The organism is Streptomyces sp. NPDC091377 (genome assembly GCF_044757045.1).
GTDB lineage: Bacteria > Actinomycetota > Actinomycetes > Streptomycetales > Streptomycetaceae > Streptomyces.
Genome location: NZ_JBIVUE010000009.1, coordinates 35,603 through 56,593, shown reverse-complemented (window position 1 = coordinate 56,593; position 20,991 = coordinate 35,603). Strand labels below are relative to the sequence as shown.

12 protein-coding genes and 1 pseudogene are annotated in these 20,991 nt (G+C 69.2%); 11 read left to right on the top strand and 2 right to left on the bottom strand.

What is annotated here, in order from left to right:
- Positions 1-143: 143 nt before the first annotated feature.
- From ACIQNG_RS20930 to ACIQNG_RS20910, 5 genes are all read left to right on the top strand, one after another.
- Complete coding sequence (locus ACIQNG_RS20930; RefSeq protein ID WP_401486793.1) at positions 144-6,665, top strand: SDR family NAD(P)-dependent oxidoreductase; 6,522 nt, start codon at positions 144-146, stop codon at positions 6,663-6,665.
- Entirely contained in the window at positions 6,662-6,865 is a 204-nt protein-coding gene (locus tag ACIQNG_RS20925; RefSeq protein WP_401435053.1) for a DUF5988 family protein, read from the top strand. Before ACIQNG_RS20930 ends, ACIQNG_RS20925 begins: the two co-directional genes overlap by 4 nt.
- A gap of 121 nt (positions 6,866-6,986) precedes the next feature.
- Positions 6,987-7,856, top strand: coding sequence for an alpha/beta fold hydrolase (locus tag ACIQNG_RS20920; RefSeq protein ID WP_401486792.1), 870 nt, complete (start codon positions 6,987-6,989; stop codon positions 7,854-7,856).
- A gap of 78 nt (positions 7,857-7,934) precedes the next feature.
- Entirely contained in the window at positions 7,935-8,363 is a 429-nt protein-coding gene (locus ACIQNG_RS20915; RefSeq protein WP_401435057.1) for a nuclear transport factor 2 family protein, read from the top strand.
- A 319-nt stretch (positions 8,364-8,682) separates the two neighbouring features.
- A complete protein-coding gene (locus tag ACIQNG_RS20910; protein WP_401486789.1) occupies positions 8,683-9,942 on the top strand; it encodes a cytochrome P450 in 1,260 nt (419 codons plus the stop codon).
- A 16-nt stretch (positions 9,943-9,958) separates the two neighbouring features.
- Here the strand turns inward: ACIQNG_RS20910 and ACIQNG_RS20905 are convergent.
- Positions 9,959-10,531 (bottom strand): annotated as a pseudogene (locus ACIQNG_RS20905) (phosphotransferase family protein); the annotation flags it as partial.
- 428 nt (positions 10,532-10,959) lie between these two features.
- On the opposite strand from ACIQNG_RS20905, the gene ACIQNG_RS20900 reads away from it, so the two are divergent.
- From ACIQNG_RS20900 to ACIQNG_RS20890, 3 genes are all read left to right on the top strand, one after another.
- A complete protein-coding gene (locus ACIQNG_RS20900; protein ID WP_401486788.1) occupies positions 10,960-11,217 on the top strand; it encodes a DUF5988 family protein in 258 nt (85 codons plus the stop codon).
- A 455-nt stretch (positions 11,218-11,672) separates the two neighbouring features.
- A complete protein-coding gene (locus ACIQNG_RS20895) occupies positions 11,673-14,438 on the top strand; it encodes a LuxR C-terminal-related transcriptional regulator (protein WP_401486786.1) in 2,766 nt (921 codons plus the stop codon).
- 204 nt (positions 14,439-14,642) lie between these two features.
- The gene (locus tag ACIQNG_RS20890; protein ID WP_401486785.1) at positions 14,643-15,335 is read left to right on the top strand and encodes a haloacid dehalogenase type II; all 693 of its coding nucleotides are present in this window, start codon (positions 14,643-14,645) and stop codon (positions 15,333-15,335) included.
- 154 nt (positions 15,336-15,489) lie between these two features.
- Here ACIQNG_RS20890 and ACIQNG_RS20885 read toward each other — a convergent pair whose 3' ends face one another.
- Positions 15,490-16,446 (bottom strand): glutathione S-transferase C-terminal domain-containing protein, encoded by a 957-nt coding sequence (locus tag ACIQNG_RS20885; RefSeq protein WP_401486783.1) that lies wholly within the window; start codon positions 16,444-16,446, stop codon positions 15,490-15,492.
- Between the two features lie 262 nt (positions 16,447-16,708).
- On the opposite strand from ACIQNG_RS20885, the gene ACIQNG_RS20880 reads away from it, so the two are divergent.
- The 3 genes from ACIQNG_RS20880 to ACIQNG_RS20870 all read left to right on the top strand — a co-directional run bounded on the left by ACIQNG_RS20880 (position 16,709) and on the right by ACIQNG_RS20870 (position 20,908).
- On the top strand, positions 16,709-18,340 hold the full coding sequence (locus ACIQNG_RS20880; RefSeq protein WP_401486781.1) for a carbamoyltransferase C-terminal domain-containing protein: 1,632 nt from the start codon (positions 16,709-16,711) through the stop codon (positions 18,338-18,340).
- Positions 18,341-18,535: 195 nt separating this feature from the next.
- Complete coding sequence (locus ACIQNG_RS20875; protein ID WP_401486779.1) at positions 18,536-19,546, top strand: TerC family protein; 1,011 nt, start codon at positions 18,536-18,538, stop codon at positions 19,544-19,546.
- Positions 19,547-20,128: 582 nt separating this feature from the next.
- A complete protein-coding gene (locus ACIQNG_RS20870) occupies positions 20,129-20,908 on the top strand; it encodes a thioesterase II family protein (RefSeq protein WP_401486778.1) in 780 nt (259 codons plus the stop codon).
- The last annotated feature ends 83 nt before the right edge of the window (positions 20,909-20,991 follow it).

Sequence of the window (20,991 nt, the reverse complement as noted above, 5' to 3'; positions counted from 1 at the left end):
ACCCCATGCTGATTCGGGCGCATGAATGCCGTACTGAATTCCTGCGGTGTACCAGAAATATGCGCCTCAATAGCGCCGCCATGCGCCTCTTGCATTGATGTTCCGGGCTTCGGTTTCATGTAGGGATAGGGCCGTTCAGCGCGATGGATCCCCGCCGCATCCCGCTGGGCGGTCGGCCTCCGGATCGTATTCGGACCGCCCTCGTCGCTCACATACGTCAAATACCGGGAGAAGTCATGTCGCATTTGGTCAAGGAACACGAATCCGCTCGTTCGGATTCCCTCACGGCGTCCCCCGTGGCCGTGGTCGGCGCGGGTTGCCGACTTCCCGGCGGCGTGGATTCGCTCGATTCGCTATGGCGATTACTGCTCGAAGAGAGGGACACGGTCGGTGAGGTCCCGCCGGACCGGTGGGGGCCCGACGCCGTGGCGGGAGTGACTCCTGATGTGGCCGAGCGGATGCGGTGGGGCTGTTTCCTCGACCGCGGACTGGCTGATTTTGACCCCTCGTTCTTCGGGATAAGTCCGGAGGAAGCCCCCTGGGTCGCACCCGAGTACCGGCTCTTCCTCGAAGTGGTGTGGGAAGCCTGTGAGAACGCAGGGTTCCCCGTGCAGGACCTGCGGGGGACGAGGACCGGCCTGTTCGCCGGTGTGTACGGCGTCGACTACGTGCTGCGCGCGCTGCGCCCGGTGGACGAGATCAACACCTACTACGGTCTGACGGGCGCGCACGGCACCATGGCCGGACGGACCGCGTTCCTCCTCGACCTGCGGGGCCCCGCCCTGGCGGTGGACACGGCCTGCTCCTCCGGCCTGGTGGCGCTGCACCTGGCCTGTCAGAGTCTGCGCACCGGGGAGTGCGATCTCGCGCTGGCCGGCGGGTCCCAGATACTCAGTGCCCCCGAGACCATGCTGACCCAGGTGGGTTGGGGCATGCTCTCGCCGACCGGGCACTGTCACTCCTTCGCGGCGGACGCCGACGGCTTCGTCCGGGGTGAGGGAAGCGGGGTCGTCGTCCTCAAACGGCTCGCCGACGCGGAGGCCGACGGGGACCGGATCCTCGCCGTGCTGCGCGGGTCGGCCGTCAATCAGAACGGCCGCGGGACCCGGCTGACGACCCCCTCGCAGCGAGCCCAGGAGGACGTGTTCCGGCAGGCCCTGCGGCAGGCCGGGGTGGACGCCGCCGATGTGGGCATGGTGGAGGGGCACGGCCCCGGCACCCCGGCCGGCGATCCGGTGGAGTTCGCCTCCACGGCCGCCGTCTACGGACAGGGCCGGGGACGGTGCGCGCTGGGCTCGATCAAGTCGAACATCGGGCACCTGGAGCCGATGTCCGGGGTCGCGGCGCTGCTCAAGGCGATCGTGAGTCTCCGCCACGGCACGGTGCCCGCCTCCTTGCACTTCACCGGGTGGAACCCCCAGATCGAGGCCGCCGGGACGCGGCTCTTCGTACCGACGCGGGCGACCGGATGGCCGGTGGAGGGGAACACCCGGCTGGCCGCCGTCTCCGCGTACGGACTGGGCGGCACCAACGCCCATGTCATCGTGGAGCAGCCACCGACCCCGGCGGACCTCCCGCCCGTTCACGTACCCCCGGGCGAGCCCGCCGAGCAGCGGACGGGAACCACGGCCGGCGACGGATCCCGGCCGTACGTGGTGCCGCTGTCCGCCGGATCCCAGGAGGCCCTGCGGACCGCGGCCGGACGGCTGGCGTCCTGGCTGGACGGCGACGGAGCCCGGGTCCCGCTCTCGGACGTCGGACACACACTGGCCGTACGCCGCTCGCACGCCCCGGCCCGGCTGGCGGCGGTCGCCACCTCGCGCGCCGAACTGACCGCGGCCCTGGCCTCCTGCGCCGCCGGCGATCCGGCACCCGGCGTCCGGACGGGGCAGGCCGCACGCGAGGCGGGCCCAGGGGCGGTGTGGGTGTTTTCCGGCCAGGGCTCGCAGTGGGCCCGTATGGGCCGCGGACTGTGGGGGCACGACGCTGCCTTCACCCGCGCGATCGAGGAACTGGAACCCCTCATCCTCAAGGAGTCCGGACTGCTGGTCTCCGAGGTACTGGCCGCCCCCGAGGTCGTCACCGGCATCGCACAGGTGCAGCCGGTGCTCTACGCGGTACAGGTCGGGCTGGCCGCGATGTGGCGCGGGCTCGGACTGGAACCCGCCGCGGTCATCGGCCACTCCCTCGGCGAGGTCGCGGCAGCCGTCGCCGCCGGGGTGCTCACCGCCGAGGACGGCGCGCGGGTGGTGTGCCGCCGCTCCCGGCTGATGGCCCGTATCTCCGGACGAGGCGCGATGGCCTCCGTGCAACTGGGCCCCGGTGAAACCGAGGCGGAGCTGACCGCGGCGGGCGCGGCGGCCTCGGAGGTGGGTGTGGCGGTCGACGCCTCACCGTCGTCCACCGTCGTCGCCGGAGACACGGAGCAGATCGAGGCGCTGCTGGCACGCTGGGAGACGGCAGGGGTCAGCGCCGCACGAGTGGCCGTCGACGTGGCCGCGCACTCCCCGCAGATCGATGCCATCCTCGGCGACATCCGCACCGCCCTCGCCGACCTGGAGCCCCGACCGGCCACGATCCCCTTCTACAGCACCGTCCACGAATCGCCCCGCACCGAGGTGACCGGCGACGCCGCGTACTGGACAGCCAATCTGCGGCAGCCGGTCCGGTTCGCCGGCGCGGTCGCGGCAGCGGCGGCGGACGGATTCCGCATGTTCGTCGAGATCTCCCCCCACCCCCTGCTGGCCACCCCCCTGCAGCAGAACCTGGAGGCGGCGGGCGCCACCAACCCCCTCGTGCTGCCCACCCTGCTGCGCGAGCGGGACGAACTGCACACGGTCGCCCTGCACTTGGCCGAGGCACACTGCGCGGGATGCCCGGTCGACTGGAGCCGCCTCCACGGCGACGGGGCCCTGGCCGACGTCCCGGCCACCGTGTGGGAACACGGCCAGTACCTGCTGGAACGGCCCGTCGTGCACAGCCCCGGCAGCGAGGGAAGGAGCGGTCACCCCCTGCTGGGCGCCCCGGTGCACGGACTCGACCCGGGAGACGACCGGCACTGGTGGCAGCCGCGCCCCACCGTGGCGACCCTGCCCTGGCTCGCCGACCACCGGGTCGAGGACGTACCGGTCCTGCCCGGGGCGGCGTTCTGCGAGATGGCGTACGCCGCCGCCCGCGACCTATGGGAGGCCGAGCCCACCGAGGTACGCGCCGCCGATGTGGAGCTGCTGCGGCTGCTGCCGGTGGCCACCGAGAGCGAGCTGATCGCCACGGCCGACCCCACCGAGACGGGCGCGGTCCGCTGGGAGCTGGCCGGCCTGGACCCGGAGGGCAACCGCACCCCCTACGCCACCGCACTCCTCCACCACCGGCCCGACGACGACCCCCCGCCCCGCCACGACCCGACCGCACTCGCCTCCGCCCATCCGCGCACCGCCGACGTCACCGCCTTCTACGCCGGTCTGCGCGAACAGCACCGCATCGAACACGGCGACGCCTTCGCCGGACTGACGGCTCTGCGGCTGGCGGCGGAAGGCGCCGAGCCGAGCGCCCTGGCCCGTATCGAACTCAACGACTCGGCCTTCACCAGGGCCCACGGACTGAACTGGCATCCGGCCCTGCTCGACAGCTGTCTGCAGACCCTCGCCGCCCTCTGGGCGGACACCGTGGACCTGGGCGAGGCCCTGTCACTGCCCACCCGCGTCGGTGCGGTGCGGGTACACGCGGACACCTCCCGGGGCACCCACTGCCTGGCCCGCGTCGACACAGCCGACCAGGAACGGTGCGTGGGGCGCCTCTGGCTCCTGGACGACGAGGGCCGGACCCTGGCCGAGGCGTCCGGCGTCGTCTTCAGCAGGGTCGGCGAGATCAGCGCCGACCAGCGGTTCGACGACCGTTTGCTGCGCGTGCACTGGCAGCCGCAGCCCCTGCCCGCCGAGCCGCCCGAGACCCCCGCGCGAGGCCGGTGGCTGCTGCTCACCGAGGACGCCGCGGACCCCCTCACCGAACAACTCGCCGACCTGCTGCGGATCAGCGGCGGCGACTGCACCGTCGCCCCCGTCCCCACCGACGCGGAGAGCATCGACACCGCGACCACCGGGCACATGGCCGATCCGGACCTCGTCGGCGTGGTCGTCATGGCCGGCGACGACACCGGCACCGTACCGGACGCGGCCGGCCTCCACCGCGCCCACGACCGCGTCCGGCGCCTGGCCCTGCTGGTCAAGAACCTCGCCCGGGAGACCGGGTCCGCCCGCCCCCGGCTGTGGGCCGTCACCCGCGGCGCACAGGAGGCCCTCCCCGGCGACCACGTGAATCCGGCCCAGACCGGAGTCCAGGGCCTGATGCGCGTGCTGTCGTACGAGCACAGCGAACTCTGCCCCACCGTCATCGACCTCGACGACGACACCGGCGCCGCCGACCTCGCCGCCGACCTGCTGGCCGGATCCCGCGGCGACGACGAACTCGCCTGGCGGGCCGGAACCCGCTACCGGGCCCGCCTCGGCCTCGCCCCGATGAGGGACGACGAGCGGCACACCGTACCGTGCCACGCCCCGGACGACGGATACGCACTCCACCTGCGCCACCCCGGCGACCTCGACTCCTTCGAACTGGTCGAGCGACCGCGCCGCACACCCGGCCCCGGCGAAGTGGAGATCCGGATCGCGGCGAGCGGACTGAACTTCCTCGACGTACTCGTGGCCATGGGGCTCTACCCCACCGAGTACGGCATCGGCATCGACTGCGCGGGCACCGTCACCGCGCTCGGCGAGGGCGTGGACAGCGCATGGCTGGGCCGCCGGGTGGCGAGCATGGTCGGCGGCGGTGGCGGCCTCGGCTCCTACGCCACCACCAGGGCCGACTGGCTGCTGCCGATACCCGACACGATGAGCCTGGAGGCCGCCGCCGGGATGCCCGCCGCCTACGTCACCGCCTGGTACTCCCTGTGCCACCTGGCGGATCTGCAACCCGGACAGACCGTGCTGATCCATTCCGCGACCGGCGGCGTCGGCCTCAGCGCCCTCCGCATCGCCCAGGCCCGCGGAGCCACGATCCTGGCGACCGCCGGCACCGAGAAGAAGCGCCAGTACCTACGCGAACTCGGTGTCACCACCGTCATGGACTCCCGCTCGCTCGCATTCGCCCAACAGGTCCGCGAGGCCACCGACGGGCGCGGCGTCGACGTCGTGCTCAACTCCCTGACCGGCCGGGCCCTGAGGACCGGCCTGGACCTGGTGGCACCCGAAGGACACTTCATCGAGATCGGCAAGCGGGACATCTACGCGGACACCCGCGTCGGCCTCTACCCCTTCCGCCGCAACATCTCCTTCCACAGCGTCGACTTCGCGCTCCTCGCCGACCTCCACCCCACCCTGGTCGCCCGGCTGCTGCGGGAGATCTCCGCGGCCCTCGACACGGGCGAGATCGACGCCCCGCCGCACACCGCCCACCCCGTGGAACGGGCCACCGAGGTCTTCCGGACCATGGCCAACGCCGAACACATCGGCCGACTCGCCCTCACCTGGCCGGCCCACGGCACCGTCACCGCCGTGCGACCGCCCGCCGACGTACCCGTCGTACGCACCGACGGCAGCTACGTCATCACCGGCGGCCTCGGCGGACTCGGTCTGCTCCTCACCCGCTGGCTCGTCGGTCACGGCGCCGCCTCCATCGTGCTGTGCAGCCGCTCGGAACCCTCCGAGGACACCCGGGAACTCCTGGACGAACTGCGCGAGAGCGGTACCCGGATCGTCACCGTGCTCGGCGACATCGCCGACCCCGGCACAGCGGAACGCATGGTCGCCGAGGCCACCGCCGAGGGCCACCCCCTGCGCGGCGTGGCACACGCGGCGGCCGTCGTCGAGGACGTCACCGTCGCGGAATTCGACCCCCGGATCCTCGACAGGGTGTGGCGCCCCAAGGTGCTCGGCGCCTGGCGGCTGCACGAAGCCACCCGCGACCACGCGGTGGACTGGTGGACCGGGTTCTCCTCCATCGCCTCCCTGTACGGGTCACCGGGCCAGGGCTCCTACGCCGCCGCCAACGCGGCGCTCGACGAATTCTGCGCCTGGCGCCGCGCCCAGGGCCTCAAGGCCACCAGCGTCAACTGGGGACTGTGGGCCCGGTTCGGCAGGGGCGCCGCCCTGGAACAGCGCGGCTACTCCATGATCGACCCGGCCGAGGGCATCCACGCCCTGGAGTCGATCCTGCGGCACGCAAGGCCCCGCACCGGCTACGCGCCCCGGGACATCTCCCGCTGGCTGCAGAACTACCTCACCTCGATGGAGACCACCTTCTTCGCCGACATGACCGACGTTCAGCAGGCCACGAACACCGCGGCCGAACAGGAGATCCTGGTCCAGCTGCGCCAGGCCGACGACCAGAACAGCCGGCTGCGGCTGCTGGAGCGGCACATCGCCGACAACGTCGCCACCATCCTGCGCATCAGCGCCGAGAACGTCAGCCCCGACGACAACCTTGCCTCCCTCGGCCTGGACTCCCTGATGGCCCTCGAACTGCGGACCCGCCTCGAACACAGCCTGACCATCGACATCCCCCGCACCGTCATCTGGACCTCGCCCACCATGGCCGCCCTGGCCGCGCAGATCGAGACCTACCCCGAAGCGCCCTGGGCCGGCCCGATCCCCCACACGGAGTCGTCATGACCGACCACCGCCGCTACCGGCTCATCGGCGGACCACCCGAACTCGCCCGCAACCCCGTCCCCCCGGTCCGCCGGGACCTGACCCGGATGACCATCCCCTGGCGCAACGGCTACGAGCACTACGAACTCGACGAAACGACCACCCGCACCTCGACCCGGCCGGTCTACCGGTGGATCTACAGCACCAAGATCGCCGAGTAGGACACCCGCACCCCCTGCGAGTAGGACACCCGCACCCCCTGCGAGTAGGACACCCGCACCCCAGCGAGTAGGACACCCGCACCCCCACCGCCCACCAAGAGAGACAACGAGGGGAGAGACCATGCCCGACACCCACCACGGATTCACCAGGCTCCCCGCCGGGCGTTTCCACTACCAGCACTGGGCCGGCCCGGACACCGATCGGCCCCCGGCCCTCCTGCTCCACGGCGGCACCGCCAGCACGGAGACCTGGCGGCACATCGCCCCCGCGCTCGCCAGGACCCGCACCGTCTACGCCCTCGATCTGCGCGGACACGGCCTGAGCACCAAACCGGCGCGCGGCATGTACCACCTGTGGCGGGCGGCCGACGATGTCACGGACCTCATCACCGACCTGGGCCTCGAACGCCCCCTGCTCGTCGGTCACTCCTGGGGAGCCGCCATCGCCCTCGTCCTGGCCACCGGCCGCCGCACCCGCGGGCCCGTCCCGCACCTGTCCGCGCTCGTCCTGGAAGAACCCCCGCCGACGATGGCCTCGCCCGCCATGGCCGCCTTCGCCGAAGCCGCCGCGGAACTGGCCGGCGGCCCCGAGGACCGCCTCCGGCACATCATCCGGACCGCCGGCCCCCGACGCTCCGAGGGCTACGTCCACACCCTCACCCACGGGCTGCACCACACCACCCCCACCGCCGTCCGCGGCCTCATCGCCGACGGCGCGGACCAGGGCGATCTCCTCCCGCTCCTCGCGGCCGTCCCCGTCCCCGTACTCCTGCTGCGTTCCGACCCCGCCGTCCGCAGCGAACTGGACACCGCCGCCTGGCGGCAGGCCCGCCACCACCTCCGGCCGGACGGACGCATGACACAGATCGCCGACGCCGACCACGACATCCACCGCACCCACCCCGAGCAGTTCCTCGCCGCGGTCGAGGAGTTCACCCGCACCACGGACGGGACACCGCGCACACCTGCCCGGTCGCGCCTCACGGCGTGACGCGCGGCCACAGAGACCTCGGAGGAGCGACAGACCTCCTCCGCCGACGCACCACCACAGTGAAAGGAGAGCAGCATCATGGATCCGACGGACACAGTGGAGGGCCGGACGGACTTCATCGAGCGGGGGGTGGAGACCACCAAGACCCGCGACGTGGAGGCATACGGAAAGCTGATCGCCGACGACCTCCAGTACGAGGACGTCGCCTCCGGCACGGTCCTTGAGGGCAAGGAAGCCTTCCTCGACTACTACCGGGGATGGCTGCGCACCTTCCCCGACTTCGAGATGACGACCTTCGCCTCCGCCATCACCAGCGAGATGGCGGCCGTGCCGTGGGTCATCACCGCGACGTTCGGCGATCCCCTGCCCGGCCTCTCCCCGGAAGTGCCCCGGGGGAGCCGTGTCACGCTCAAGGGAATCTCCACGGTGGAGTTCGCGAAGGGTGACCTCATCAGCGCGATCAAGGAGTACTACGTCGTCGCCGAGGTGGCGCCCCCCGCGTCGTAGACCGGCAGCGGCCGGCCCCTGCCGCGACGCGAGAGCCGCACAAGAGCGCGATCTGTCCGCTGTCGCCCATGACACCCAGGTGGCACGGGCGACGGCGGACGCCCGCCTTGCTGCGGCTGCCCTCCGGGCGCGGTCGTCGAACGCCCGCGGCGCGAGGGTGACGCACCACTTCCCCGGATGGCCGGCCTTCCCGATGAACCACTTCCTGATGAACCACTTCCCGATCAACCACTTCTCGATCAACCACTTCTCGATGAACCACTTTTCGATGAACCCCCCTTCGGTGAACAACCTTCCGGCGCACTCTTGGAGGACTCGCATGAACCGATCACCGCATCCAGCGCATGCGGACATCCGCCGGATGCCGGACGACGAGAACGTCCTGACGCCGGCCTTCTGGGAACGCCCCCCGGCCGAGCGCGACCAGGTCTTCGCCCGGTTACGAGCCGAAGCGGATCTGGTCTTCTTCCCCTACGCGGTCGCACCCGGGTGGCCCGCGAGTACCGGCTACTGGGCGGTGACCCGGTACGAGGACATCGCGGAAGTCACCCGTAACCCCGATGCCTTCAGCTCCGAACCGACCGTCTACCGCCTGGAGGAAGCGGCCCCTCCCGGCGACCAGGGGTCCATGCTCAACCTGGACGACCCCCGTCACACCCGACTGCGGCGGATCGTCGCCCGCTCCTTCACGCCGCGTATGCTGCGCACGCTCGAACAGGACATCCGGGACATCGCCCGAAGGGTGACCGCCGATCTGGCCGAGCGCGGGGCGTGCGACTTCGCCACCCACGTGGCCGCGGCGATGCCCCCGGACGTCATCTGCGCCATGATGGGCGTTCCGCCGTCGGACCGGGCGATCGCCGTCGAGGTCGCGGAACTGGGCATGGCGATGACCGACCCCAACTGCACTGTCCCCCTTGACACGTTCTCGGCCAAGCTGACCGAGTGCCTCCAGCTCATCGAGGACCTCGTGCACCACCGTCGCGATCACCCCGCCGACGATCTCATCACCGCCCTGGGCCTCGCCAACAGCGACGGCGAGTACCTCACGCACAGCGAGATCGGATCCTTCTTCATGACACTGGTCTCCGCCGGCGTCGAAACGGTCCGTGAATCCCTCTCCAACGCCCTGGTGTTCTTCACCGAGGACCCGGACCAGAGGGAGTTGCTGCGCGCGGACTTCGAGCGATGGCTGGCCCCCGCCGCGGAGGAGATCGTCCGCCATTGCAGCCCGGTGGCGTGGATCCGCCGCAATGTCACACAGGAGCACACACTCGGCTCCCACACCTTCCACCCCGGGGACCGGATCATCCTCTGCTACGCCTCCGGGAACAAGGACGAGACGGTGTTCGAGAACCCCCACCGCTTCGACATCACCCGCCCACCCCATCCCCACCTCGGCTACGGCGGACCGGGCCCCCACTACTGCCTCGGCGCACAACTGGCACGCCGGGAGATCACCACCATGCTCCACGAGCTGTACAGCAGCCTCCCCGGCATCCACGCGACCGAGCCCCCCGTGCGCCGCCAGGTCGGCATCATCAGCAGCATCGCCCATCTGCCGTGCGCGATCGACTGAGCGCTTGATCCGAGCACGGGACCGGGGGCGGCGCCCGCCAGGGGAGCGCAAAGGGGGGCTCCCGGTGCAGGAAGCGCCCTTCATAGGGTGGCGTGGGTCTGCGGATCACTTCGACAGCCGCGGCCCATACGGCCGCGTCGGCGCCCTTGGGAACCACGACGGTGTCGGCGGTCGTCAACGTCGTATATTCCCGGGGCCGCTCAGCGGGGCACACCGTGTGGATCGCCACAAGTTGACGTGCCAGCAGGCGCACACGCGCCTCCACTCCCTTGTCGTCAAGGACCGTCCGGCCCGCCAGATGGGTCATCAGGAGCGACGGATACGCGCACTGCGCGGCGGTCGGATCAACCGCGACCAGTGAAGGAGTCGGCACGCCGGTCCCCGCGAGCAAGGTCAGAGCTGCGGCCTCCCCCCTCAGCCCGTCCTCGGCGTTCTCCATGTGAGACGGGTCGACGTAGCTCCGCAGCACCAGGTCACGGGTGCCTCCGTCCGGTGTGCCGATGACCAGCCGCCGCATCTCGGCGGTGATGCCGCCGCGCAACGCCTCGGCTTTGACGATCCGTTCGCCGGCATCCAGGTGCCGACCCACCCAGGCCAGCGTCGACGGTCGGACGGGGCATTCTTTCCAGCAAGACACACCAGGTCAGACGGCCGCCGGACTGGCGGTGGGCGACCTCACCGGGGACGGCGCCCCCGAACTCGGGGTCACCGGTCACTGCGGGGCCACGTCCTGCACCGGGCCGTTCACCCGGTCCGGCACCCCGGTCGGCAGGAATGTCGTGAACGCCTTGGGAGGCAGCCGCGGGGTCGTCATGGGGGCCCGCTCGCCCCTCTGACGGCCCACCGCCCGGGGGCGTGAGACGGCAGGGCGAGACGGGAGCGCCGCGGTCCGCACAGGGGCCACCCCCTACCGGCGGCGGGCGCGTCACCCTGGCAAGTACGCCGAGTGTAGGGGGAGTCTGAGGGTGCCCTACCGGTTCGCACCGAAGAAGAATCATGGGAGAGGAAAGGAGAACCATGCGCAGAGTCGCCCGTGATCCCTCCATCGATGCGATGGACTCGGTCCACCTCGAAGGCGGACCCGAGGCACTGACCGGGGCGGTCGAGTTGACCGGACTGAAGGAAGTGATCATCACCGAGCGCAAGCTCAAGATCCGCTACGGCAATGGCTACGAGCACTTCGAACCCGTCGACGCCCCGCAGCAGAGCGATATCGGGTCGAACGAGGAGCCGGTACGTTTCCGATGGGTCGGCCGCACGAAGATCGCCGAGTAGGGGGATGTTCCGGGACCGCTCTTGAGTTCCCTCGGGTTCGGTTCCCCCGGATCCCGTCCGATTGAGTCGATTGGGCGGGATCTTGTGCTTTTCGGGGGCATGTTGAGGGTTGACCGGGGTTGCGTCGACCTCGCCTGCCGCACCCGCTTCCGCAATGCCTCCGGCGTACGGATCCCGAGCCTCGACGTGTCAGCTCCGTCGCACACGCTCGATGTAGCCTCCCGCCGCGCCCCGGCGACCATGCCGGAAGATCGTTTGCGCAGCTCAAGCGGGCACTGGGAAGGGCGTGCCATAACCCCACCCTCTCAATGGCTCAAGTCTTGTTGATGCCGGAACGGTACGACAACGACCGTATGGGCATAGAGGGAGGCGTTCTTGACCGCCCGCTCGGCGTCAAGTTACAGTAAAAATTGGGCCAGTTTCGTGTGGCTCAGGTGATGCGAACGGGGGTTCAAATGGAGATCGAGGTTGAGCAGTGCGCCAAACTTCAAAGCCTGAATAGAATGCTGGAGGATTGCATCCTTTCAGGCCGGAAGGTTGCTCTCGTCACAGGGCCGGGCGGCGCAGGGAAAACAACGCTCCTGGCGAAATTATCGGAATGCGCAAAGAACTTCGACGCACTGGTGGTGAATGCATCAGGAGCCCGCTCCGAGAAAGATCATCCACTGGGGTTGCTGGGACAGATGTTCCGCTCCTTCACGCTGAGCACCGAGCGGGAGGCGCAGCTTGAGCGCATCCTCGCCGCGCGGGACGTCGACTTCCAGAACTCCCTCTCCAGTGCCGGCACCGTGGACGAGCTGATCGAGATTCTCCTCGAAGTCGCGGGCGGCCGTCCTATGGTTCTGACCGTGGACGACATTCAGTATGCCGATCCAGACAGCATTCAAGCGCTCTTCATGCTGCTGCGTCGACTTGTGTCGTATCCGGTCGCCGCAGTATTTGCCGAGTGGCGGACCTCCAGTGCTCATCCGCCGCTCGCATTGGCGGAATGCATAAAGCAGCCGTACTTCTACCTCCTGAATCTGGAGCCGCTTTCCCTCGGCAACGTGACCGAATGGATGCGGCAGCAGAATCCGGACGGGGTGGACGTGGAGCAGCTCGCTCCTTCCTTCCTGGCGGCAACCGGGGGCAATCCATTGCTCCTGCAAGCGTTGTTCCAGGACCATTTCCGCCGGCTCGGTGAGCCCGATTCCGAAGCCGTCCAACCGGTTCCCGACGGGGTCGACGCGGCTTCCGGGGCAGACGAGAGTGCCGTGGGCACCCACTTCAAGGTTGCGGTCGAGGTCTGCCTGCACCGCTGGGAACCTCAACTGCGCGCTGTGGCACGGGGCTTGGCTGTCCTCGGCGGTCCGACACCGGCCTCCGTGCTGGCGCGGCTCCTCGGGCTCGAACAACGGGCCGTCGTGGAGGCGTTGAGCGCCCTGACGGAGGCTGGGCTGCTGCGTGCCGGATGGTTCCGTCACCCGGCCTCCCGGGCGGCTGCGCTGAGCGGGCTCGGCGAGCGGGAACTCGCGGCGCTGAACGAGCGGGCCGCCTTGCAACTGCACGTCGACGGTGCCGGGCCGTCGAAGGTCGCTGAACGCCTCGTGGTCGCCGGTGGTGTTCCAGAGCAGTTGTCCGTCGACCTGCTCCGTGACGCGGCCTGGCAAGCGGTAGGAGAGGGAAACCCGACACGCGCCGCCGAGTTCCTCGAAGTCGCCCGACGAGCCTGTAGTGACGCCCAGGAGCGCGCCGAGGTCACGGGGATGCTGGCACGGGTCCTGTGGTTGGTGAAGCCGTCAGCGGTGGCCTCGCTGCTCGTGCCCTTGAACGCCGCCCTTGAGGACGGGAGCCTGGACGATCGCAACACCGTTCTGCTCAGTACGTTCCTCGCTTGGCAGGGCCGGGCTGACAACGCTGCCACGGTGCTCGAACACGTCGACCCGGAGCAGTACGAGTTCCATGTGGCCGGCACTGCCGAGCTGACGCTCGCACGCCAATGGCTCCACTGGGTGTCGCCCCTCACGGGAACAGGCCGTACCGAGGGAATCAATCCCGCGCACGGAGCCGAGGAGGCAGGCGGCTGCCGCTCGTGGAGCGACCTCGTCAAAAGCGCCGAACAGGTCTTGCAATGCTGCAGGATCGCCGACGCTCTGCCGCCCGTCGTGCTGTGTGCGCTGCTCGCTCTGGTCTACGACAACAGGCTGGACGACGCCCAGCGCTGGTGCGAAACACTCAGGACGGAAGCCGAATCCCACCAAGCCGCAGCCTGGGTCGCGGTTCTCGCCGCTGTCCAGGGGCTGTTGGCGGTGCGCAGGGGTGATCTGTTCGACGCCGAGCTGCAATCCCGTGCCGCCCTGACCGCGATGCCGCGGCACAACTGGGGTGCGGTCCTGGGACTGCCGCTCTCCTGCCTCGTCCACGCCGCCACTGCCATCGGCGACCTGGGCGAAGCGCGGACGATCATCAGGCAGGCGCCGCCGGTAGTGCCTCAGAACCTGTTCTGGCTGCACTTCCTGCATGCGCGTGGTCGCTTCTACATCGGGGACAACCGGTCGTACGCGGCGCTGGCCGATCTTCAGACATGCGGTCGGTTTCTCGCAAGCGGCGATCTCGACCTCCCGCACGTCGTCTCGTGGCGTGGCGACCTGGCCGAGGTGTGGTTGCGTCTCAACGACCCGGGCAATGCCAAGGCCGTCCTGGAGAAGCACCTGACGCTGACCGGCATCGACGACAAGCGGGAGCACGGTCGCGCCCTGCGGATTCTGGCCGCGACGGTGGACCTTCCCGACCGTGCTGTGATGCTGAGCGACGCGGTGCAGGCACTACAGGATTCCGGCGACCGGCTGGAGCTGGCCCTGGCGCTCGCCGACACGAGTGACGCCGAGCTTGAGTCCGGCCGATTCGCCGAATCGCGGCTCAAGGCGCAGCAAGCGAAGCAGCTGGCCAAGATCTGCGGTGCCGAGCCCCTCTACTGGAGGCTGCAGAACCACGGTGAGGAGCAGAACGATGTTCTCACCGACAGAAAGGAACATCCCGGGATCGCCTTGCTCAGTGAAGCCGAGCGCAAGGTCGCTATCCTGGCGGCCCAGGGTCGGAGCAACCGCGAGATCAGCCGAACGCTCTTCATCACGGTGAGCACGGTGGAGCAGCATCTCACCAGGGTCTACCGCAAGCTCAGGGTCAACAGTCGTTCCGGTCTGCCGATGGAACTGAGCCTCGTGGGAACGGAGGGTGTCTGACTCCTGACCTTCCATCGCCGGAGCATGGCCTCCCACGTGTCCACGTCGCGCGGCCTGCCGGGAGGCCGTCCCCCCGGCAGCCGGCCGAACACCCCGGCGAGCGTACGGTGGTTGAACGCCGGCTGCCGGAGGTCGACCCGCTCCGGGACCGGGCCGAGGTCGTCACCTGCTGAGCCGGTGACATCCGCACGAACAGGAGAACGCATGGCCGAGATCCACGACGTCGACGTTGTCGTCTTCGACGTCCTCGGAACGCTGGTCGATGAACCCGGCGGGCTTCGAGCGGCACTTCACGAGGCCGTGCCCGCGGCCGACGACGCGTGGGCCGAAGAGCTGCTCACCGTGTGGCAGCGGCATGTGGAGCTTGAGCAGCAACGCATCGCACAAGGGCACCGCGCGTACGCCAACACCGAGGTCATCGACAGAGAGGCGGCTCAACGGGTGGCCGACCACGCCGGACTCGCCGATCCGGCGACCATCGCCCGGCTGGCCACAGCGGGTCAGCGCCTGCCGCCCTGGGGTGACACCGTCGCCAGTCTCGAACGACTCGCACAGCGGCTCCCCGTGGTGGGGCTCTCCAACGCCGGCCGCACCGCCCTTCTGCGACTCAACGCGCATGCCGGGCTGCGCTGGCACCAAGCCCTGTCCAGCGAAGCCGTCCTCGCCTACAAGCCGGCGCCGGAGGTCTACCAACTCGCCATCGACATCGCCGGATGTCCACCCGAGCGCGTGCTCATGGTCGCCGCCCACGCCTGGGACCTCCGCGGAGCGCAGGCGAAGGGCATGCGGACCGCCTACGTCCACCGACCGGTCGGGGATCCACCGACGGGCGCCGATGCCTTCGACCGGCGGTTCAACGGACTGGACGAACTGGTCACCGCACTGACCGCGAGGTAGCCGGTCCGGTCCGGCCTCGGTCGCATCGGCATGACGACGAGTCCCGGTGACGCACTCGTCCACAGGTCCTGGCCATGACTCGGTCACGTCGACGGATGCGCGGTCGGCCCGGCCATCCCGCAGCAAAGGTCGAGAAGTCCTTGCTGTCAGGGCGCTACTGCGGCATCTGGGGCATGTCCTCACGCCCGTGTGCTGTCAGCCACTCGTCCCGGTCGGGTTCCGCCGGGACCGTTCCCGTGGAACTGAGCCACTGGTAGGTGTGGTGGTAGTGGCGCTGGATCTCGGCGAAATCCACGGTGTCCCCGAAGTGGGGGAGCTGGAACAGGTCGCGCGCGTACGCCCAGAGCAGGGGGAAGTCGGTGAGTCGCTGCCGATCGCATCTGAACAGGTCGTGGTAGACGGCATCGAAGCGGACAAGCACCACGAACAGTTGAATGTCCACGTCGGTGATGCGGTCCGGCTCCAGCAGGTAGCGTCGCACGGACGCGACCATCTGCAACCAGTCCAAACGGTTGAACAACTGCTCGTAGGCGTCCTGGTACGCGTCCTCGGTCGTGGCCAGACCGCACCGGTACACGCCGTCCGCGAGGTCGTTGTAGATCAGCTCGCTGAGAGAGTCCACCTCGGCCCGCAGCTCACGCGGGTAGAGCTGGGGCGCGTCCGCGGCGTGGAACTCGGTCCACTCGGTCGCCAGGTCGAGCGGTATCCGCCGGAAGTCGTTGCTGACGATCCGCTGGGACTTGGCGTCGTAGAGAAGAGGGAGCGTCGACCGGCCGCCGTGCCGGGGATCGTTCGCGCGGTATGCCTCGGCGACACCGGTCAGCCCGGTCGCCGGGTCGCGTCCATCGGGGGTCGCGAACACCCAGCCGTCCTCGCCCCAGACCGGGTCCACCACGGACAGGCCGATGGCGTCCTCAAGTCCGAGAAGCCGACGAGTGATGATCACCCGGTGCGACCATGGGCAGGCCGGCGAGGCGATCAGATGGTAGCGCCCGGGCTCCACCGGGAATCCGCTCGACCCGTCCGCGGTGACACGGTGGGTGAAGCGATTCCCCTGGCGCAGGAAGCGGCCCTCGGAACTGATCTCACGGCTGAACATCGACTGTGTCACGCCTGGTGATGTTAGTGAGCGGCATGAGGGTTGTGGAGGCCGAGGAAGCAGAACAGGGGGCTCGGCGGGGAGGGAAGGGGCAGCAAGGGGCAGCAAGGGGCCGGATAGGGGTTGTGGACGACTTCGGCCGCTTCATACGGTGTGCCCGATCCTGATCCGCCAAGGCCGCATCACAGGCCGATCTTCCGCTGTTCAGTTCCGCGCGGCCGACTCGACTCGACCAACAGGACCGTAACCATGATGGGGGCGTACGCCGGTGTGGGTGCTAGGAATCAACTGGAAGCTGCACGACACTGCCGCGGCCCTGGTCGACGGTGAAGGAAAGGTCTGGGCGCTCGCGGAGGAAGAACGCTTCACCCGGGTCAAGCACGCGTGGGACAGCTATCCGCGCAACGCCGCCCGCTTCTGTCTGAGCACCGCCTGTATCGATTGGCGGGACTTGGACGTCGTAGCCATCGGCTGGGATCTGCCGAAGTGGGGTGTCTGGGGAGAGAACGACAAGGAACAGCTCTACCGTTCGCTGTTCGGTCCCGAGGCCGTCGGCCATCCCGACGCGCCCGAGCTGTCGTTCGTCGAACATCACCTGGCGCACGCCTACTCGGCCTTCTACGCCTCGGGATTCAAGCAGGCCGGTGTACTCGTCACCGACGGCGCGGGCGAGCAGGAGTCCATCTCCATCTACAGTGCCGACGCGGGCGGGCTGAAGCTGAAGCGCCGGTGGCCGCGCGGCTACTCGCTCGGCTCCATGTACGAGGCGGCCACCCGGCTGCTCGGCTTCGGCTACCTGGACGCAGGCAAGACCATGGGGCTGGCCCCGTACGGCATGGCGGAGGCGAGCGCGCTGCTGCCGTTCGGCGACGTGGTCGGGGACGAGACGGGCAATCTGCACACCCCGTTCGGACTGGTCCCGGAGAGCACCTACCCGGAGGTCACCGAGGCGTGGCGCAAGCATCTGGCCGCACGCTTCGGCACGGTGACGCACGAAGGGGATCAGCTCCACACCGACCCTGTCGCCGTCCAGATCGCCGCGAGCGTGCAGCGCACGGTCGAGGAGACGATCCGGCACCTGCACGCCGAGACCGTCTCGCTGACCGGGGTGCCGGAGGTCTGCATCTCGGGCGGGGTCGCGCTCAACTGCGTCGCGAACGGCCGGCTGCCGGAGCCGCTGTACGTGCCGCCGTTCCCGCACGACTCCGGGGTGGCGTTGGGCGCGGCCTGGTCGGAGTCGCCGCCGGCGCCCGGGAAACTGCTGGACTCACCGTATCTGGGACGGGCCATCGTGCCCGGCCGGGAGCTTGACGAGCTGCGCGAGGACGGCTTCCTGGTGACCGACTTCGACCCCTCGAAGACGGCCGACCTGCTGACGGCGGGCTCCATCGGCGCCGTCGCGGAAGGGCGCTCCGAGGTCGGTCCGCGGGCGCTGTGCCATCGCTCGATCATGGCGATGCCGCACTCCACGTCCGTGCGCGACACGATCAACCGCATCAAGGGCCGTGAGATGTGGCGGCCCCTGGCGCCCGTGACTCTGCCCGAGTACGCGCGCCGACTGTGGCCGGACCAGGGCCGGCGGGAGCTGTACATGGTGGGCAACACGGTCATCTCCGCGCATGCGCAGGAGGTCATGCCGGCCTCGGCCCACGTGGACGGCACCACCCGTCCGCAGGTGCTGCCGCCGGGACAGGCCCCGGTCGCCGAGTCCCTCCTGACCGAGTTCGCCGCACGGGGGCTTCCGCCCGTCCTGGTGAACACCTCGTTCAACGGGCGCGGCGAGCCCATCGTGGACACGGCGGGCGACGCCGTACGGGCCTTCCGCGCACTGGGCCTGGACTTCCTCGTCCTGGGCGAACACCTGGTACACAGCCCGACCCGGTCCGCACCCGCACAGGCCGAGTGAGGATCCCCTCGTGGCGTAGAGACGGTGGTCGATGTCCTGGAGGCTGCGCTGGGGTGAGGCGTCCCAGCGCATGACTCCACGGCGTCGTGGGTACCCGCGGAGATCGCGAACCCCATGCGCTGCTTTACTCTTACCTTACCAACTCTTGGGCAACACTGTACCGTTGACAGTTCGTGCCACAAGGAGGGAACAGAGTTGGACGCCTCGATCACCGTATGGGTAGTCACAGTTGCCACACTGCTGATACTCATCGCAGCCGACTTCTTCATCGGCGGTCGCAAGCCACACGAAGTCTCGATGAAAGAGGCGGGTACCTGGTCGATCGTCTGGCTCACCCTCGCCGTGCTCTTCGGCGCCGGACTGGCCCTCTGGGGCGACGGACAGGCGTCCAGTGAGTTCTTCGCGGGCTACATCACCGAGAAGTCACTCAGTGTCGACAATCTCTTCGTATTCGTGCTGATCATGGCGAAGTTCTCGGTCCCGTCGATCTATCAGCAGCGCGTGCTGATGATCGGCGTGCTGCTCGCTCTGGTGCTGCGCGCGGTCTTCATCGCCCTGGGCGCCGCCGCGATCAACCAGTTCGCCTGGGTCTTCTACGTCTTCGGCGCCTTCCTCATCTACACCGCCTGGAAGTTCATCCAGGAGGCGCGCGCGGACGAGGACGACGACGACTGGGAGGAAGGCCGGCTGCTCAAGTCCATTCAGCGACGGGTACCTTCCACCGACCAGTGGCACGGCACGAAGATGATCATCCGCGAGAATGGCAAGAAGCTTGCCACGCCGATGCTGATCGTCATGGTGGCGATCGGCATCACGGACCTGCTCTTCGCGGTGGACTCGATCCCGGCGATCTTCGGCCTGACCCAGGACCCGTACATCGTGTTCACGGCGAACGCCTTCGCACTGATGGGCCTGCGGCAGCTGTACTTCCTCATCGTCGGGCTGCTGAAGAAGCTGGTTCACCTGTCGTACGGGCTGTCGGCCATCCTCGGCTTCATCGGCGTGAAGCTGGTCCTGCACGGTCTCCACGAGACGACGAGCCTGCACGTGCCGGAGATCTCCACCCCGGTCTCCCTCGCCGTCATCGGCGGCGTGCTGGCCATCACGACGATCACCAGTGTCATGGCGACGAGGAAGGCAGCCGCGGACACCCCCGGGACCGCCGATCAGCAGGAGCCGGCCGAGAAGGCGGACACCCAAGGCTGAGCCCCAAGGCGATGCCACAGCCGGGATGCGCAGTCGGGATGCCACAGTCGGGGTGATCTTGCAGGTGCGCAGACCCCGAGGGCGTGGCGACGTTCGGTGAGGCCGCGTCGTAGGCGACGAAGCTCCGTTGTGCAGGTGACCTATCCACGTCACCTTCGCGCAACGGAGCTTCGCTGTGTCGCCGGGCCCCGACGCCGCCGTCCACACCCCCTACCGACCGCCACCGCACGCTCCCCGCCCCCTAAACACCCGCTGGAGCGCCCCCGGAACGGGCCCACGCGCCACGATCCGACTCCGACGCATCATCCTCCTCGCCCACGCCCACGCCCACGGCACCCGCCACCCCTCGTTTCGGCGGCAACCCCCGCTCGATCGACGGCCATGACAAACCCGGCTGTGCCGAGAGCTGCGGCCTTCTCCTATTAGGGGCTGCTTAGGGGGAGCGTTAGGGGGTGAAGCTCCTGTCGCGGAGGTACGTTGAACCTTGATCGAAGGAGGCTTTCCTGCTGGTCAGGAGCCGAACGTAACGGGCTGCACGGCAATGACGTACCGGCCGACGCAGGACTAGACGGGGGAGGGTTTGTGCCGACGACCGTGGCGGCGGACTGGGGCAACTGGTTCCGCAGATACGCACCCGCGTCACCGAGCGCGGTCCAACTCCTCTGCCTGCCGCACGCCGGTGGCGCGGCTTCACAATTCCTCTCCCTGGCCCGGGAACTGTCTCCGGCCGTGGATGTCGTCTCCGTCCAGTACCCGGGCCGCCAGGACCGGCGCAAAGAAGCGCCGATAGAGAACGTGCACACCCTGGCCGACCAGCTCTGTGAACTGCTGGCGCCCCGGCCGGATCAGCACGTGGTCATCTTCGGGCACAGCATGGGAGCGGTCGTCGGATTCGAACTGGGGCTGCGCATCCAGCGGTCGGCACCGGGCGCGCTCCTCGGGCTGATCGCGTCCGGCCGCAGAGCGCCGGTGATCCACCGGGACGAAGACGTTCACCGGCGCAGCGACGATGAGATCATCGCGGAGATCCGGACACTGAGCGGTACCGACCCGGGTGTGCTGGCCGATGATGAGCTGCTGCGCATGGTCCTGCCCGCCCTGCGGGCCGACTACCGGGCCGTGGAGACCTACCGCTACAGCGACGGGGACCGGCTGAGTGCCCCCATCGGTGTGCTCGTGGGCGAGAGCGATCCACGCGTGAACCTCGATGAGGCCCGGGCCTGGCAACGACTCACGGATGCCGGCTTCTCGCTGCGGACGTTCCCCGGCGGGCACTTCTACCTGAACGCACATCAGTCTGCCGTGGCATCAGCGGTCGCCGAGCGGCTCGCCGAGTTCCAGGCCCTGCCGCAAAGAGATTGACCGGCCGGCAGTTCCCGAGAGGCATTCGTGCGGTCGGGGGAATGCCGGCTGCGTAGACCCGGACAGGGGGACCACTACTGCCG